At 72.7% G+C, this 16239-nt stretch carries 15 protein-coding genes and 1 pseudogene; 10 read left to right on the forward strand and 6 right to left on the reverse strand.

Annotated elements, in window-relative coordinates; translation table 11 throughout:
• On the reverse strand, positions 1 to 1064 hold a 1064-nt coding region (locus ACSNOC_RS06980), incomplete at its 3' end, for a mechanosensitive ion channel family protein (RefSeq protein ID WP_436746375.1).
• A gap of 123 nt (positions 1065 to 1187) precedes the next feature.
• Here ACSNOC_RS06980 and ACSNOC_RS06985 point away from each other — a divergent pair.
• Positions 1188 to 1751, forward strand: coding sequence for a dienelactone hydrolase family protein (locus ACSNOC_RS06985; RefSeq protein WP_436746376.1), 564 nt, complete (start codon positions 1188 to 1190; stop codon positions 1749 to 1751).
• Between the two features lie 118 nt (positions 1752 to 1869).
• Here the strand turns inward: ACSNOC_RS06985 and ACSNOC_RS06990 are convergent, their stop codons facing one another.
• Entirely contained in the window at positions 1870 to 2724 is an 855-nt protein-coding gene (locus ACSNOC_RS06990) for a thioredoxin domain-containing protein (protein ID WP_436746377.1), read from the reverse strand.
• Positions 2725 to 2786: 62 nt separating this feature from the next.
• A complete protein-coding gene (locus ACSNOC_RS06995) occupies positions 2787 to 3479 on the reverse strand; it encodes a hypothetical protein (protein ID WP_436746378.1) in 693 nt (230 codons plus the stop codon).
• Between the two features lie 190 nt (positions 3480 to 3669).
• On the opposite strand from ACSNOC_RS06995, the gene dnaE reads away from it, so the two are divergent.
• Both dnaE and ACSNOC_RS07005 read left to right on the forward strand, forming a co-directional pair.
• Positions 3670 to 7209 (forward strand): DNA polymerase III subunit alpha, encoded by a 3540-nt coding sequence (gene dnaE / locus ACSNOC_RS07000; protein ID WP_436746379.1) that lies wholly within the window; start codon positions 3670 to 3672, stop codon positions 7207 to 7209.
• A 108-nt stretch (positions 7210 to 7317) separates the two neighbouring features.
• The gene (locus ACSNOC_RS07005) at positions 7318 to 7509 is read left to right on the forward strand and encodes a hypothetical protein (RefSeq protein ID WP_436746380.1); all 192 of its coding nucleotides are present in this window, start codon (positions 7318 to 7320) and stop codon (positions 7507 to 7509) included.
• A gap of 85 nt (positions 7510 to 7594) precedes the next feature.
• On the opposite strand, the gene ACSNOC_RS07010 is transcribed toward ACSNOC_RS07005, so the two are convergent.
• Complete coding sequence (locus tag ACSNOC_RS07010; protein WP_436746381.1) at positions 7595 to 7723, reverse strand: hypothetical protein; 129 nt, start codon at positions 7721 to 7723, stop codon at positions 7595 to 7597.
• 195 nt (positions 7724 to 7918) lie between these two features.
• On the opposite strand from ACSNOC_RS07010, the gene ACSNOC_RS07015 reads away from it, so the two are divergent.
• From ACSNOC_RS07015 to ACSNOC_RS07030, 4 genes and pseudogenes are all read left to right on the forward strand, one after another.
• Complete coding sequence (locus ACSNOC_RS07015) at positions 7919 to 9145, forward strand: NYN domain-containing protein (RefSeq protein WP_436746382.1); 1227 nt, start codon at positions 7919 to 7921, stop codon at positions 9143 to 9145.
• 264 nt (positions 9146 to 9409) lie between these two features.
• Positions 9410 to 9856, forward strand: a pseudogene (locus tag ACSNOC_RS07020) (ATP-binding cassette domain-containing protein); the annotation flags it as partial.
• A gap of 257 nt (positions 9857 to 10113) precedes the next feature.
• Complete coding sequence (locus ACSNOC_RS07025; protein ID WP_436746420.1) at positions 10114 to 11043, forward strand: ABC transporter permease; 930 nt, start codon at positions 10114 to 10116, stop codon at positions 11041 to 11043.
• A gap of 82 nt (positions 11044 to 11125) precedes the next feature.
• Positions 11126 to 11794 (forward strand): ABC transporter permease, encoded by a 669-nt coding sequence (locus ACSNOC_RS07030; protein ID WP_436746383.1) that lies wholly within the window; start codon positions 11126 to 11128, stop codon positions 11792 to 11794.
• Positions 11795 to 11798: 4 nt separating this feature from the next.
• Here the strand turns inward: ACSNOC_RS07030 and ybaK are convergent, their stop codons facing one another.
• Complete coding sequence (gene ybaK / locus ACSNOC_RS07035; protein WP_436746384.1) at positions 11799 to 12302, reverse strand: Cys-tRNA(Pro) deacylase; 504 nt, start codon at positions 12300 to 12302, stop codon at positions 11799 to 11801.
• A 4-nt stretch (positions 12303 to 12306) separates the two neighbouring features.
• A complete protein-coding gene (locus tag ACSNOC_RS07040; RefSeq protein ID WP_436746385.1) occupies positions 12307 to 13074 on the reverse strand; it encodes an LON peptidase substrate-binding domain-containing protein in 768 nt (255 codons plus the stop codon).
• A 91-nt stretch (positions 13075 to 13165) separates the two neighbouring features.
• Between ACSNOC_RS07040 and hisD the strand changes: the two genes are divergently transcribed.
• From hisD to hisB, 3 genes are read left to right on the forward strand one after another with little or no spacing between them, the layout of a single operon-like run.
• On the forward strand, positions 13166 to 14506 hold the full coding sequence (gene hisD, locus ACSNOC_RS07045; protein ID WP_436746386.1) for a histidinol dehydrogenase: 1341 nt from the start codon (positions 13166 to 13168) through the stop codon (positions 14504 to 14506).
• Positions 14503 to 15621 carry a histidinol-phosphate transaminase gene (locus ACSNOC_RS07050; protein ID WP_436746387.1) on the forward strand — a complete coding sequence of 373 codons (1119 nt, stop codon included), beginning with the start codon at positions 14503 to 14505 and terminating at the stop codon, positions 15619 to 15621. Before hisD ends, ACSNOC_RS07050 begins: the two co-directional genes overlap by 4 nt.
• Positions 15618 to 16208, forward strand: coding sequence for an imidazoleglycerol-phosphate dehydratase HisB (gene hisB, locus ACSNOC_RS07055; RefSeq protein WP_436746388.1), 591 nt, complete (start codon positions 15618 to 15620; stop codon positions 16206 to 16208). Before ACSNOC_RS07050 ends, hisB begins: the two co-directional genes overlap by 4 nt.
• Positions 16209 to 16239 lie beyond the last annotated feature (31 nt).

Below are 16239 nucleotides of genomic sequence, written 5' to 3' on the forward strand. Positions count from 1 at the left end.
GGTCGGTCGCTGCCACGTGCAGCCCGGGGGCGGACCTCGGCGGGGGAGGTGTTGACGCGGGGGAGCGCGTAGGGGTGGTTGTCGCGCAGCCAGGCGATCAGCTCCTCGCGGACCGCGCAGCGCAGCGTCCAGGCGTCGTCGGCGTTCTGCGTGGACATCGACGCCCGCACCTGGATGGTGGTGGGGGTGGTGTCGGTCACCACGAGGTCCCAGTGGCGGCCGTCCCAGTCCTTGCGGCCGGTCAGGAAGTCGCCCAGGCGCTTGCGCAGCTCGGGGACCGGGGTGGTGTGGTCGAGGTGGAGGAAGACCGTGCCGGTGATCTGGTTGCCGCCGCGCGACCAGTTCTCGTAGGGCTTGCTGTTGAAGTACGACACCGGCATCGTCAGCCGCCGGTCGTCCCAGATGCGGACCGTGAGGAACGCCAGGGACATCTCCTCGACCGTGCCCCACTCGCCGTCCACGACGACCGTGTCGCCGATCTTCACGGAGTCGCCGAACGCTATCTGCAGCCCGGCGAACAGGTTGCTCAGCATGGACTGGGCGGCGACACCGGCGATGACGCCGATGACGCCGGCGGAGGCCAGCATCGAGGCGCCCAGGGTCCGCAGGTCCGGGAAGAGCAGCAGCATGGTCACGGCCACCGCGACCACCGTGAGGATGGTGGTCACGACCCGGCGGATCATCGCGAGCTGGGTGCGGAACTGCCGCACCCGGGCGAGGTCCGTGGTGCGCGACTCGTAGCGGGCGAGCGAGTTCTCCGCGACGGCGCCCGCGGCCCGGACCGTCAGCCAGGCGGCCGAGAAGATCGCGAGTGTGGCCAGGGCGGACTCGATGATGTGGTCCCGGCGCAGATCGACGTTGAACGCGTCGTACGCCACCTGCCCGATCGCCGAGCCGAGCAGGAACTCGAAGGGGAGCTTGCAGCGCCGCAGGAGCTGCCAGAGCCGGGTGTGGGGTTCTCGCGCGTCGGCCGCGCACAGGGCGCGGTCGATGAGCCAGCCGATGACCACGGTGAGGGTGATGGTGCCGCCGAGGACGAGTAGCGGCCGCAACACATCATCCATGAATTCCTTCAGCTCCTTCGGCGCTCGAGTCGATTTGTCTCCGTCCGCCAGGCTAACTGGCAGGATGGGCGACCAAGGAGCACGCGTACCACTGGAAGGGCCCAGCAGACCGTGAGTAACGTCATGCTTTTCCACTCCGCGTACGGCCTGCGGCCGGCCGTGCACGAGGCGGCGGAACGGCTGCGGGAGGCCGGGCACCACGTCGTCGTGCCCGATCTGTACGACGGCCGCACCACGGACACCGTGGAGGACGGCATGGCGATCAAGGACGAGATCGGCCGGGACGAGCTGCTGCGGCGGGCGGTCGCCGCCACCGCCGAGCACTCGGACGCGGGTGTCGTCTACGCCGGGTTCTCGCTGGGCGCCTCGCTCGCGCAGACCATCGCGCTGGGGGATGTGAAGGCGCGCGGGCTGCTGCTGTTGCACGGGACCGGGGACATCGCGGAGGACGCCGTGACGGACGGGCTGCCGGTGCAGCTCCACGTCGCGGACCCGGACCCGTTCGAGCCGCACGACTGGCTGACCGCGTGGTATCTGCGGATGCGGCGGGCGGGCGGGGACGTGGAGGTCTTCCGCTACCGGGGGGCCGGGCACCTGTACACCGATCCCGGGCTGCCCGATTTCGACGCGGAGGCGGCGGAGGCCACCTGGCGGACGGCGCTGGGGTTCCTGGCCGGGCTGGACTGAGGCTCGCCGCGCGTCGCGGGGCGGGCAGCGGGGGTCCTCGTACAGGGTGAGGGTGTTGGACTGAGGCTCGCCGCGCGTCGCGGGCCGGGCGGGACGTGCCGCCCGGCCCGCGGTGGGCTTACCCGGCGTCGGTGCCCTGTTCCTCGACCAGCGCCGTCAGGTCCTCGGCGGTCTGCGGCGTCTCGACGACCTCGCCGTTGAACTTCACGGTCGGCGTGGAGGTGACGCCCTCGCTGCTGTCGAACGTGTCGGACATCCGCAGGGCCCAGACGGCGAAGGTGTCGCCGGTCACCGCGCGTTCGAAGTCCGCGTTGTCCTTCAGCTCGGGGACGGACTGGGCTATCTCGATCAGCCGCTCGTCGTCGGCGAAGGCGTCGTCGGTCTCCGCGGGGTGGAACTCCTCGGAGTACAGGGCGTCGTGGAAACCGGCGAACGCCTCGGGGCTGACGTCGAGGGCGGCGCCGAGGGCGTTGAGCGCGCTCTTGGAGCCGGAGCCGCCCAGGCTGCCGTCGAGGAAGGTGCCGAAGACGTACTCGACGGCGAAGTCGCCGTTCTCCACCCCCTCCTTCACCGCGTCGCCGAGCCGCTGCTCGAACGAGGCGCAGGCCGGGCAGCGGGGGTCCTCGTACAGGGTGAGGGTGTTGGCGGCGTCCTCCTCACCGAGGCGGATGGTCAGGCCGTCGTCGCCGGAGGCGTGGGCGGGGGCGGCGGTGGCGAAGTCGCCCTCGGCCGGTGCACCGCTCTCGCCGTCCTCGATCTGGGCGCGGACGGCGCTCCAGTCGGTGCTGTCGTTGCCGTCCTCCATGCCCGCGACGGCGACGCCGATGCCGGCGGCGATGGCCAGGATGGCCACGACCGAGCCGGCGACCGTCACCTGGCGGCGGATTTTCGCCCGCTTCTGCTGGCGTTCGCGTTCGGCGCGCAGCCGTTCGCGGGCGGCGCGCTTGGCCTCGGCGGAATTGCGCTTGCTCATGGGAATCGTCTCCGTGAAATCCGTACGTCCGTGCGACACGTGGGTGCGGAGAGCGCGCTCGCTCAGGCCGCGAGAGCGGCGGGGAGCGCGCGGCGGGGCGGCGGCCCGCGGCGGAGAACGGGGAGGAGCGGCGGGGCGGTGGCGGGCGTGACCCGGTCGCGGCGCGGGGCGCGGACGGCGGGCGGCGCGGCCGGGACGGTCGCGGTGGCGGCGCGGGCGGCGACCGCCAGCAGCAGCGGACGGAAGCCGGCGGCCACGGCGGCGCGCAGCAGCCGGACCAGGGCCCGTTCTCCGCAGCGCAGCCAGGCGGCGGCGGCCAGGCCGACCGCCAGGTGGACGGCGAGCAGCAGCCAGGGCGCGCCCGGGTGGGCGGCCGGGTCCGGGATCCCGTCCAGCGCGGGGAACGGGCTGCCCAGGTCGCCGCCGGCGCAGACCAGATCGACGCCGAGCAGCCGCAGCGGGCCGGTGACCGGGCCGCCGCCGGGGCCGTAACAGGTGGCCTGCCCGGTGGTGAACACGGCGTCCGCGCCGAGCTGGAGCGGCAGCAGCAGCGCGGCGATCGGCCGGAAGCCGCGCTCGCGATCGCCGGCGAGCGCCAGGGCGAGTGCCAGGACGACGGCCGAGACGGCGGCGACGGGCGCGACGGGCAACGGCGTTCCGGACAGCAGGACATGGGCCCCGGCGGACAGCGTCACGCAGAGCGCGGCGAACACCGCCGCGCGCGTCACCCGGATCCAGGAAGCCGATATGCCCATCGGAAGCGAGTGTGCCACGGCGCCGCGCACGGGCGGGACCAGGGGACCGCGTTGACCTTGGACGATGTCCCGCGCACCCCGTCTGACCTGCGGAAACGCCCAGGTTACGAGTCCGTTCCCGGGGGCTGCGGAGGGCGGGCGCCGATGTAGGGTTCGGGTATCCCTGACCCTGCTGCGGAAGGCCCGTGGAGTGACCAAGCCCTTCACACACCTGCATGTGCACACCCAGTACTCGCTGCTCGACGGGGCGGCGCGGCTGAAGGACATGTTCAAGGCGTGCCAGGAGATGGGCATGTCACATATCGCGATCACCGACCACGGCAACCTCCACGGGGCATACGACTTCTTCCAGCAGGCGCGCGGCGCCGGGGTCACGCCCATCATCGGGATCGAGGCGTACGTCGCGCCCGAGTCGCGGCGGCACAAGCGGCGTGTGCAGTGGGGTCAGCCGCACCAGAAGAAGGACGACGTCTCCGGCTCCGGCGGTTACACGCACAAGACGATCTGGGCCTACAACAAGACCGGCCTGCACAACCTGTTCCGGCTCTCCTCGGACGCCTACACCGAGGGCTTCTTCGTCAAGTGGCCCCGGATGGACAAGGAGACCATCGCGCAGTACAGCGAGGGCCTGATCGCCTCCACCGGCTGCCCCTCGGGCGAGGTGCAGACCCGGCTGCGGCTCGGCCAGCCGGACGAGGCGCTGAAGGCGGCGGCCGAGTACCAGGACATCTTCGGCAGGGACCGGTACTTCCTGGAACTGATGGACCACGGCCTGGAGATCGAGACCCGGGTGCGGGACGGGCTGCTGGAGATCGGCCGCAAGCTCGGCATCAAGCCGCTGGTCACCAACGACTCGCACTACACGCACGCCCACGAGGCCGACGCGCACGACGCGCTGCTGTGCGTGCAGACCGGCAAGAACCTCTCGGACCCCGACCGGTTCCGGTTCGACGGCACCGGCTACTACCTGAAGTCGCCGCAGGAGATGTACGCGATCGACTCCTCCGACGCCTGGCAGGAGGGCTGCGCCAACACGCTGCTGGTCGCCGAACAGGTCGACATCGACGGCTGGTTCGAGCCGCGCGACCTGATGCCGCGCTTCGACGTGCCCGACGGGTACACCGAGGTCACCTGGTTCCGGGAGGAGGTCAGGCGCGGGATGGCCCGCCGCTACCCGGGCGGGGTGCCGGAGGACCGGCAGAAGCAGGCCGAGTACGAGATGGACGTCATCATCCAGATGGGGTTCCCGGGGTACTTCCTCGTCGTGGCCGACTTCATCATGTGGGCCAAGGAGCAGGGCATCGCGGTGGGCCCCGGGCGTGGTTCGGCGGCGGGCTCGATCGTCTCCTACGCGATGGGCATCACCGACCTGGACCCGCTCGACCACGGCCTGATCTTCGAGCGGTTCCTCAACCCCGAGCGCGTCTCCATGCCGGACGTCGACATCGACTTCGACGAGCGCCGGCGCGGCGAGGTCATCCGGTACGTCACGGAGAAGTACGGCGCCGACAAGGTGTCGATGATCGGCACCTACGGCACCATCAAGGCGAAGGCCGCCATCAAGGACGCCTCCCGCGTGCTGGGTTACCCGTACGCGATGGGCGACCGGATCACCAAGGCCATGCCCGCCGACGTGCTCGGCAAGGGCATCCCGCTCTCCGGCATCACCGACAAGGACCACCCGCGCTACAGCGAGGCGGCCGAGGTCCGGGGGATGTACGAGAACGAACCGGACGTCAGGAAGGTCATCGACACCGCGCGCGGTCTGGAGGGCCTGGTCCGGCAGATGGGCATGCACGCGGCCGGCGTGATCATGTCGAGCGAGCGGCTGGTCGACCACGTGCCGCTGTTCGCGCCGAAGAACGACGGCGTGGTCGTCACACAGTGGGACTACCCCACCTGTGAGGCGCTCGGCCTGCTGAAGATGGACTTCCTGGGCCTGCGCAACCTCACGATCATGGACGACGCGGTCAAGCTGATCAGCAAGAACAAGAACGTCGAGATCGAGCTGCTGAAGCTGCCGCTGAACGACCCCAAGACCTTCGAACTGCTGGGCCGCGGCGACACCCTGGGCGTCTTCCAGTTCGACGGCGGCCCGATGCGCTCCCTGCTGCGCATGATGAAGCCCGACGAGTTCGAGGACATCTCCGCCGTCGGCGCCCTGTACCGGCCGGGCCCGATGGGCATGAACTCGCACATCAACTACGCGCTGCGCAAGAACGGCCAGCAGGAGATCACCCCGATCCACCCGGAGCTGGAGGAGCCGCTGCGGGAGGTCCTGGACGTCACCTACGGCCTCATCGTCTACCAGGAGCAGGTGCAGAAGGCCGCGCAGGTCCTCGCCGGGTACTCGCTCGGACAAGCGGACCTGCTGCGGCGGGCCATGGGCAAGAAGAAGAAGGAGATCCTCGACAAGGAGTTCGTCCCGTTCCAGAAGGGCATGCGGGACAACGGCTACTCCGACGAGGCGATCCAGGCCGTGTGGGACGTGCTGGTGCCGTTCTCCGGCTACGCGTTCAACAAGGCGCACTCCTCCGCGTACGGCCTGGTCACCTACTGGACCGCGTATCTGAAGGCCAACTACCCGGCCGAGTACATGGCGGCGCTGCTGACGTCGGTCCGCGACGACAAGGACAAGTCCGCGATCTACCTCAACGAGTGCCGCCGGATGGGCATCCGGGTGCTGCCGCCGGACGTCAACGAGTCGGAGGCGCACTTCACGCCGCGCGGCGACGACGTGATCGTCTTCGGCCTCACCGCCGTCCGCAACGTCGGGCAGAACGTGGTGGATTCGATCGTCGCGACGCGCAAGGCGAAGGGCAAGTACAGCTCCTTCCCGGACTTCCTGGACAAGGTCGAGGCGGTCGTCTGCAACAAGCGCACCGTCGAATCGCTCATCAAGGCGGGCGCGTTCGACACCCTGGGCCACACCCGCAAGGGCCTGACCGCGCACTTCGAGTCGATGATCGACAACGTGGTGCAGGTCAAGCGGAAGGAGGCCGAGGGACAGTTCGACCTCTTCGGCGGCATGGACGAGGACGGCGGCAGCGACGGGCCGGGCTTCGGCATGGACGTCGAGTTCTCCGAGGAGGAGTGGGACAAGACGTATCTCCTGGCCCAGGAGCGGGAGATGCTCGGCCTCTACGTCTCCGACCACCCGCTCTTCGGCATCGAGCACATCCTCAACGACAAGGCGGACGCCGCGATTTCGGCGCTGACCGGCGGTGACTACCCGGACGGCGCGATCGTCACCATCGGCGGCATCATCTCGACGCTCCAGCGGAAGATGACCAAGCAGGGCAACCCCTGGGCGATCGCCACCGTCGAGGACCTGGCCGGCTCCATCGACTGCATGTTCTTCCCCGCCAGTTACCAGCTCGTCTCCACGCAACTCGCCGAGGACGCCGTGGTGTTCGTCAAGGGCCGGCTGGACAAGCGGGAGGACGTGCCCCGGCTGGTCGCCATGGAGTTGATGGTGCCGGACCTGTCGGAGGCGTCGGCGGACGCGCCCGTGACGATCACCATCCCGGGGGTGAAGATCACGCCTCCGCTGGTGGCGCAGTTGGGGGAGGTGCTCGGGCAGCACCGCGGGGCCACCGAGGTGCGGCTGAAGGTCCAGGGCGTGCGCACCACCACGGTGCTGCGGCTCGACCGGCACCGGGTGCAGGCCGATCCGGCGCTCTTCGGCGACCTCAAGGCCCTGCTCGGACCAGCCTGTTTGGCCGGTTGATGGGCTGCTTGGCGGGTTGATGCCCGCCTGTTGGCGGGATGATGGACGCCGCTTTACCCCAACGCGGTGCTCTTCACATTAGCTTCGAAAGCGGAGCGAAATCACCGCGTGAGGGGTAGAACCGCCATGGATGTGCGGATGGTCCACAAGGCCATGTTTCTGATCCGTGAGGTGCACGCGTCCCGCCAGGACGCCGTGCACGCCCTTCTGGAGTATTTCCCGGGCACGGCTTTCGAGGACCGGCTGCGCTGTGTCCACGAAGCCTGGGACATGCTCAGCCGGACGGCGCACCGCGTCTAGCGGAAGCGGACCCGGCGGTCCCGAGGGGCGCACCCCGCGCGGTGCGCCCCTCACGGCGGTCCGGGCCCCGGTGCGTGGCCGGCCGTCAGTTGTGGCCGAATCGCTTCTCGCGTTTGCGCGACTTCGCGGACTCCGCCGGGGCCTCCGCCGTCCGGGCCTGTCCCGGCGGGGGTTGGGGTGCCGGAGGTCGGCTGCGGTTCTTGTTCTTGGCCATGATCGCCTCCTGATCGCAGTCGTGCCGTGGCGCGGAACGCTTGGCCGCGTTCAGGTTCGCACGAGCGGGCACAGTTCGCATTCCGGGTGGTATGGGGGTGGATTCGCCACGCCGAAGATCGAGTTGGCACAGATAACGGCGGCCGGGTCGGGCAGACTCAGGGAAAACCGCTTCCCGTGAAAGAAGGTGTGCAACGTGGACCGCTGCGTCGTCCTGGTGGACGCCGGGTATCTGCTCGGTGCCGCCGCCAGCCTTCTCGCCGGTGAAGCCGCCCGCCCCCGCATCTCCGTCGACCACGCCGCGCTCATCCAGGGGCTGCGCGAGCGGGCCGAGGCCGACACCGGCCGCGAGCTGCTGCGGATCTACTGGTTCGACGGCGCTCCCGACCGCGTCCCGCAGCCGGAGCACCGGCGGTTGCGCGTCATGCCCCGCGTCACCGTCCGCCTCGGCGCGCTGACCCGGTCCGACGGCCGCTGGGCGCAGAAGGGCGTGGACGCCGCGATGCACGCCGAGCTGACCGAGCTGGCGCGCAACCGGGCCTGCGCCGACATCGTGCTGGTCACCGGTGACGGCGACCTGCTGCCGGGGCTGATGTCCGCCAAGGAGCACGGCGTCGCCGTCCACCTCTGGGCCGTCCAGGCCGCCGGCGGCGACTACAACCAGTCCGAGGACCTGGTCGCGGAGGCCGACGAGCGCCGGGTGCTGGACCGGGCCTGGATCACCCGGGCCGTCCGCGTCAACGAGACGTCGGTGGCCGAGGCCCCGCACAGCGCGACCCGGCCGGAGATCGCGGCCATCCTGGCCGCGCCGTTTCCCGAGACCGCCTCCCCGCCCACCCCGGCCGAGCCGCGCGAGCGGCCCGCCGCCGCGAAGAACGGCGTGCACCGGGAGAACGGCGAGCACCCGTTCCCGCAGGCCGGGCGCGAACCGCAGGGCGCGTCGCCCGCCGCCAAGGGCGTGCCGACGCCCAAGGACCTGGCCACGCTCGGGCGTTCCGTGCAGCCCGCCGCCACGGCCACGCTGCGCTGGTCGTCCGACCGGGGCTGGGTGGACCGGGGCGTTCCCGAGGAGCCTCCCGAGATCGCGGCCCTGCCCATGCTCTCCCAGCTCACCACCGCCGAGCAGCGGTGGGCCGACCGGGAGGAGGACATCACGGCCGTCAGCGGCGACTCGTTCGAGGTGGGCCAGGTCTTCGCCCGCCGCTGGGCCGAACGCCTCGCCAACGCGGCGCACTTGGAGCGGCTGTCCAACGAGTACCCGCGCATCCCGCACCGCATCGACGGCGAACTGCTGCGGTACGCGGCCCGCTTCGGGCTGCTCGCGCACAAGGACGACCAGATCGACGAGCAGGACCGGTACGCGATCAGGGCCGGTTTCTGGCGCGAGGTGGACGCCCGCACGGGCACCGTGCGCACCTCCTGACAAACGCCGCGCCGCCCGCTGCGACATGTCCGGAACGTACCCCCGGGTCCTGGCACCCCTGTGACCCGCGTAGGCTCGTGCACCGTGGCCTCATCTATCGCACGGCCCTGGCCCCGGATCGCAGCACCCGAGCACACCCCGGACGGCACCGCGTCCGCCCCGGCGGCGTTCACCGTGCGCGGCCTGACCAAGACCTACCCGGCCCGCCGCCCGCGCGCCGGCACGGGGCAGGCGGCCCCGGCCAGCGACCGGATCACGCTGGACGTGGCGCGCGGCGAGATCTTCGGCCTGCTCGGCCCGAACGGCGCGGGCAAGACCACCCTCGTCAAGCAGCTCACCGGGCTGCTGCGCCCGGACGCCGGAAGCATCACCCTGCTCGGCCACGACCTGGTGCGCCACCCCCGCCGCGCGGCGCGGCTGCTGGCGTACCTGGGGCAGGAGTCCACCGCGCTGGACGAGCTGACCGTGGCCCTGGCCGCCGAGACCACCGCCCGGCTGCGCGGCATGGACGCCGGGGCGGCGCGCCGGGAGCGGGACGCCGTCATCGAGGAACTGGGGCTGGGCCCGCTGGCGTCCCGGCCGCTGAAGAAGCTCTCCGGCGGCGAGCGGCGGCTGGCGTGCGTGGCCGCGGCCCTCACCGGCAGCCGTCCGGTCCTGGTGCTGGACGAGCCGACCGCGGGCATGGACCCCGTCGCCCGGCGCGCCGTCTGGGCCGCGATCGACCGGCGCCGCGCGCTGGACGGCACGACGGTGGTGCTGGTCACGCACAACGTCATCGAGGCCGAGACCGTGCTCGACCGGGTCGCCGTGCTGGACGCCGGGCGGGTCATCGCCTGCGACAGCCCCGAGGGCCTGAAGGCGCTGGTGGGCGCCGAGGTGCGGCTCGACCTGATGTGGCGCGGGGACGCCCCGCTGGGCATCCCGGAGATCGCCGCGCTGCGCCGCACGGCCGCCGTCGCGGGCCGCCGCTGGACGCTGCGCCTGCCGCCCGAGCGGGCCCGCGCGGTCGTCGTCGCCGTCACCCAGGGCCCCGCGTTCTCCGCACTGGACGACTTCACGCTGGCCACGCCCACCCTGGAGGACGTCTACCTGGCGCTGGGCGGCCGGGGCGAGGGGCTGGTCCGGTCATGAGCTCCGCCGTGCCGCTGGCGTCGCGGGCGCGGCTGTGGCCCTCGCTGGTGGCCGTGTACCGGGCGCAGCTCTCGCGGGCGCGGGTGGCGCGGATTCCGCTGCTGTTCGTCGCCACCTTCCAGTCCGTCGGGATCATGGTGCTGATGCGCGGCGTCGTGGACGGCGGCGACGGGGACGAGGCGCGCGCCGTCGTCGCCGGGTCGGCCGTGCTGGTCGTGGCGTTCGTCGCGCTCAACCTCCTCGCCCAGTACTTCGGGCAGCTCCGGGCCGCCGGCGGGCTGGACCACTACGCCACGCTGCCCGTGCCCCCGGCCGCCGTGGCGCTGGGCACGGCCGCGGCGTACGCGTCGTTCACCGTGCCGGGCGTCGTCGTCACCGCCGTCTCCGGCGGCCTGCTGTACCGGCTCCCGCTGGGCGGCCTGTGGGTGCTGCTGGCCGTGGTGCCGCTGGCCGGGGCCGCGCTCGCCGGGCTGGGGGCCGCGCTGGGGCTGCTGGCCCCGCGCCCGGAGCTGGCCACGCTGTGCGGGCAGCTCGGCATGTCGGCGGCGCTGCTGCTCGGCGTGCTGCCCGCGGCGCGGCTGCCCGAGCCGGTGCGCTGGCTGCGCGAGCTGCTGCCCTCGACCTACGGCGTGGACGCGCTGGCCACCGCGCTGGAGCCCAGCCCCGACTGGGGCTCGGCCGCGGCCGACCTCGCGGTCTGCGCGGGCGTGGGCGTGGCGGCGCTGGCGCTGGCCACCTGGGCGTACCGCCGGGCCGCCCTGCGGTGACCGGCGGGGCGACCATACGCTCATACGCCCGAACGGTCGTCCCCCGGCCCGAACAGACGCCCGTACCTGGCAGGATGACAAGGTGACCGTTCCGCAGCCCACTCCCGACCACCGCGCCGCCTCCGGCACCGCCGCCGAGACCCCGGACGGAGGACAGGATCCCGGCGGCCCGGTGACCCGCCGGGCGGGCTGGGGACGGGAGATACGCGAGGTCCTGGTGGTGGCGCTGCCGGTCGCCGCACTCACCGGTCTGGTGCTCGGGCTGCTGTGGCTGTGGCGGGCACCGCGCGTGCCGCTGGTCTCGGACGGCGAGTCGGTGCTGCTGGCGAACTCCGAGGGGCAGCAGGCCATCGGCGCCGACGGCACCTTCCTGCTGCTGGGGCTGGCCATCGGGGCCGTGACCGGGGTCGTCGTCTTCCTGCTGCGCCGCGCCGGCGGGGTCGCCGTGGTGCTCGGGCTGCTGGCCGGGGCGCTGCTGGGGTCCGTGCTGGCCTGGCGGCTCGGCGTGTGGCTGGGCCCCACCGGCGACATCACGGCGCGCGCCCGGTCGGTGGGCGCCGACGTGGTGTTCGACGGCCCGCTGAAGATCAGGGCGTTCGGGGTGCTGCTGGGCCTGCCGTTCGCGGCCGTGGCCGCGCACATGTTCTGCGTGTCGGTCTGGGGCCCCCGCGACCCGGAGCTCCTTCCCGTGGAGCTGCCGCACTGGCGCGACCCCGGCCCCGGCGGGGCTGCCGGACCGGCCGGGGACTGAGCGGTCAGTCCCGGGCGATCGGGGCGGTGATCGCCGAGGTGAGGGCGATCAGGTCGGCCGGCGGCACCTCGATCTCCAGGCCGCGGCGGCCCGCCGAGACGAAGACCGTGGCGTGGGCGGTGGCCGAGGAGTCCACCACCGTGGGGAGCCGTCGGCGCTGGCCCAGGGGGGAGATGCCGCCCAGCACGTAGCCCGTGGCACGCTCGGCCGCCGCCGGGTCGGCCATCGCCGCCCGCTTGCCGCTGGCCGCCGCCGCCAGCGCCTTCAGGCCGAGGGACGCCGACACCGGCACCACGGCCACCGTCAGCGCGCCGTCCACGTCGGTGACCAGCGTCTTGAACACCCGGGCCGGGTCCGTGCCCAGCGCCCGCGCCGCCTCCTCGCCGTAGGACGGGGCGGCCGGGTCGTGCGCGTAGGAGTGCAGGGTGAACGCCACCCCCGCCCGGCCCGCCGCCACGGTCGCGGGGGTGCCTCCCCCGGACGCCGCCCCGCTCCGCTTCCTCGCCACGGGATCAGTTGAGACTCGTCGGGCGGATGGTGTACTCCGCCCCGGGGACGGACGGGAGCTTGCTGATCAGCGCCGTCTCCTGCCGCAGTATGCGCAGCTCCTCGGCCAGCCGGGTCGCGGTGTCCTTGGCCTGGAGCAGCCGCTGCTTGTCGCCCGTGTACAGCATCGTCGCCGCCGCCACCAGGTACGACACCACCGACGGGTCCTCCGGCAGGTCCTGGCCGGGCGCCAGGGTGCGCTCGTTCGCGCCGGCCAGCACCTTCTGGTACGCGCGGAACGCCCGCAGCACCCCGGACGCCAGCGCCCCCGCGCCCTCCCCGGCGACCTCCGGCAGCGGCTCCACCTCGGCCGTCAGATACGGGCCGCTCGCGTCCACGGACAGCAGCCGGAACCGCGTCGTGCCCGTCGCCAGCACCTCGTAGCTCTCGGCCGGCTGCCCGCTCTCGCCCGGTCCGGAACGGCCGCGGATCGTGGAGGCGTCGGCGACGCAGCCCACCGCGTGGAAGGAGCGCATGGGGTCGTCGGACGCGAACCCGGCGGCCGGCCCGGCCTCCGTCTCCTCCGTGGGGTCCGGCAGCCCGATGCCGCTGGGCGCCACCTCGTACCCGTCCTTGATGGCGATTACGCCGAACGGCCGCGGGCCGTCCTCGGGGAGGTCCAGCAGATCGCGCATCAGCGCCCGGTACCGGGCCTCGAAGACGTTCAGCGGCAGCACGAGCCCGGGGAACAGCACGGTGTTCAGCGGAAAGAGCGGCAGGCGCGTGGTCGTCACGACCGGCCAGCCTATCGGCTGCCTCGCGGGGCCGGGCCCGCATCGTGAAACGCGGCGGCGGCCCCGCGCGGCGTTCTGCGAGACTGGTTCCGTGCTGAACCGAATCGATCTGCGCGGTTCGTCGCCCGCCCCCGGCGGGATCGACCGCGACCTGCTGCCCCGCGCCGAGCTCGACGTCGAGGCCGCCCTGGAGAAGGTGCGGCCCATCTGCGACGACGTGCGCCATCGCGGCACCGCGGCGCTGATCGAGTACGCGCGGCGGTTCGACCAGGTCACCATCGAGCGGACCCGGGTCCCGGCCGAGGCGCTCACCCGCGCCCTGGCCGAGCTGGACCCGGCTGTGCGGGCCGCCCTGGAGGAGTCGGTCCGCCGCGCCCGCCTCGTCCACCGCGACCAGCGGCGCACGGACTCCACCGTGCGCGTCGTGCCCGGCGGCACCGTCACCGAGCGGTGGGTGCCCGTGGAGCGGGTCGGCCTCTACGTGCCGGGCGGGCAGGCCGTCTACCCGTCGTCCGTCGTCATGAACGTCGTCCCGGCGCAGGAGGCGGGCGTCGGCTCCCTCGCCGTGGCCTCCCCGCCGCAGAAGGTCCCGGGCAACGACTGGGGCGCGGGCCTGCCGCACCCCACCATCCTGGCCGCCTGCGCGCTGCTGGGCGTGACGGAGGTGCACGCGGCCGGCGGCGCCCAGGCCGTCGCCATGTTCGCCCACGGCACCGAGGAGTGCGCCCCGGTCCGGCTGGTCACCGGTCCCGGCAACGTGTACGTCGCCGCGGCCAAGCGCCTGCTGAAGGGCGTCATCGGCATCGACGCCGAGGCCGGGCCCACCGAGATCGCCGTGCTCGCCGACGACAGCGCCGACCCCGCGCTGGTGGCCGCCGACCTCATCAGCCAGGCCGAGCACGATGTGCTGGCCGCCGCCGTCCTGGTCACGCCGTCCGTCGCGCTGGCCGACGCCGTGGACGCCGAGCTGCGCACGCGGGTCCCGGCCGCCAAGCACCACGGCCGCATCGCGGAGGCCCTGGCCGGGCGGCAGTCCGGCGTCGTCCTCGTCGACGACCTCGACCACGGGCTGGCCGTCACCGACGCCTACGCCGCCGAGCACCTGGAGATCCACACCGAGAACGCGGCCGAGGTCGCCGCCCGGGTCCGCAACGCGGGCGCCGTGTTCATCGGCCCCTGGTCCCCGGTCTCGCTGGGCGACTACTGCGCGGGCTCCAACCACGTCCTGCCGACCGGCGGTTGCGCCTGCCACTCCTCGGGCCTGTCCGTGCAGTCCTTCCTGCGCGGCATCCACGTCGTGGACTACAGCCGCGACGCCCTGGCCGAGGTGGCGCACCACGTGGTGACCCTCGCCGAGGCGGAGGACCTTCCCGCCCACGGCGCCGCGGTCAAGGCACGGTTCGGATACGGAGAGGTTCCGCACAGCAAGTGACCCGCATCGACGATCTCCCCATCCGCGACGAACTGCGCGGCAAGACCCCGTACGGCGCGCCGCAGCTCGACGTCCCGGTCCGGCTGAACACCAACGAGAACCCGTACCCGCTGCCGGAGGCGCTCGTCCGGCGCATCGCGGAGCGCGTCTCGGAGGCGGCCCGCACCCTCAACCGCTACCCCGACCGGGACGCGGTGGTGCTGCGCACCCAGCTCGCCGCCTACCTCTCCCGCACCGCCGGGTACCGGGTCGGCCCGACCCAGGTCTGGGCGGCCAACGGCTCCAACGAGGTGCTCCAGCAGCTCCTCCAGGCGTTCGGCGGCCCCGGCCGCACGGCCCTCGGCTTCGACCCGTCCTACTCGATGCACCCGCTGATCTCGCGCGGCACCGGCACCGAGTGGATCTCCGGGCCGCGCACCGAGGAGTTCGGCATCGACGTGGCGGCGGCCGTCGCCGCGATCCACGAGCACCGGCCGCACATCGTGTTCATCTGCTCGCCCAACAACCCGACCGGCACGGCCGTCGCGGCCGAGACCGTTCTCGCGCTGTACGAGGCCGCACAGGCCGCCGCGACCGGCGGGCACGGCGCGCTGGTCGTGGTGGACGAGGCGTACGCCGAGTTCAGCCACCGGCCGTCGCTGCTGCCGCTGATCGAGGGCCGGCCGACGCTGGTGCTCACCCGCACGATGTCCAAGGCGTTCGGCGCCGCCGGGCTGCGGCTGGGGTATCTGGCCGCCGACCCGGGCGTGGTCGACGCGGTGCAGCTGGTGCGGCTGCCGTACCACCTGTCCGCGGTCACCCAGGCCACGGCGCACGCGGCGCTGGAGTTCGCGGATACGCTGCTGGGGTACGTCGCGGAGCTGAAGGACGAACGGGACCGGGTCGTCACCGAGCTGACCGACCTGGGGTGCGAGGTCACCGAGTCCGACGCCAACTTCGTGCAGTTCGGCCGCTTCGCGGACGCGGGGGACGTCTGGCGGCGGCTGCTGGAGCACGGGGTGCTCGTCCGGGACAACGGTGTGCCGGGGCGCCTGAGGGTCAGCACCGGGACCCGTGAGGAGAACGACGCGTTCCTCGACGCGGTACGCGCAGTGATGAAGGAGATCGGCCAATGACCCGCGTGGGCCGCGTGACCCGCAGCACCAAGGAGACCTCGGTCGCCGTCGAGATCGACCTCGACGGGACGGGGCAGGTCGACGTCTCCACCGGCGTCGGCTTCTTCGACCACATGCTGGACCAGCTCGGGCGGCACGGGCTGTTCGACCTCACCGTCAAGACCGAGGGCGACCTGCACATCGACAGCCACCACACGATCGAGGACACCTCGCTCGCGCTGGGCGCCGCGTTCAAGCAGGCGCTGGGCGACAAGCGGGGGATCGTGCGGTTCGCCGACGCGTCCGTGCCGCTGGACGAGTCGCTGGCACAGGTGACCGTGGACCTGTCGGGGCGGCCGTATCTCGTGCACCGCGAGCCGGAGGGCATGGCGCCGATGATCGGCGCGTACGACACGACGATGACCCGGCACATCCTGGAGTCGTTCGTCGCCCAGGCCCAGATCGCGCTGCACGTCCACGTGCCGTACGGGCGCAACGCGCACCACATCGTGGAGTGCCAGTTCAAGGCCCTGGCCCGCGCGCTGCGGTACGCCAGCGAGCTGGACCCGCGGCAGACGGGCATTCCGTCGACGAAGGGCGCCCTGTGAGCGACGCACGCGCGGCTGCCGGGCCGAGGGT

The organism is Streptomyces sp. URMC 129, from assembly GCF_051386415.1.
Lineage (GTDB): Bacteria > Actinomycetota > Actinomycetes > Streptomycetales > Streptomycetaceae > Streptomyces.

Coding starts and splice junctions, on each gene's coding strand:
- ACSNOC_RS06985 (WP_436746376.1), top strand. CDS start 1,188: ATGCTTTTCCACTCCGCGTACGGCCTGCGGCCGGCCGTGCACGAGGCG.
- ACSNOC_RS06990 (WP_436746377.1), bottom strand. CDS start 2,724: ATGAGCAAGCGCAATTCCGCCGAGGCCAAGCGCGCCGCCCGCGAACGG.
- ACSNOC_RS06995 (WP_436746378.1), bottom strand. CDS start 3,479: ATGGGCATATCGGCTTCCTGGATCCGGGTGACGCGCGCGGCGGTGTTC.
- ACSNOC_RS07010 (WP_436746381.1), bottom strand. CDS start 7,723: ATGGCCAAGAACAAGAACCGCAGCCGACCTCCGGCACCCCAACCCCCG.
- hisB (WP_436746388.1), top strand. CDS start 15,618: ATGACCCGCGTGGGCCGCGTGACCCGCAGCACCAAGGAGACCTCGGTC.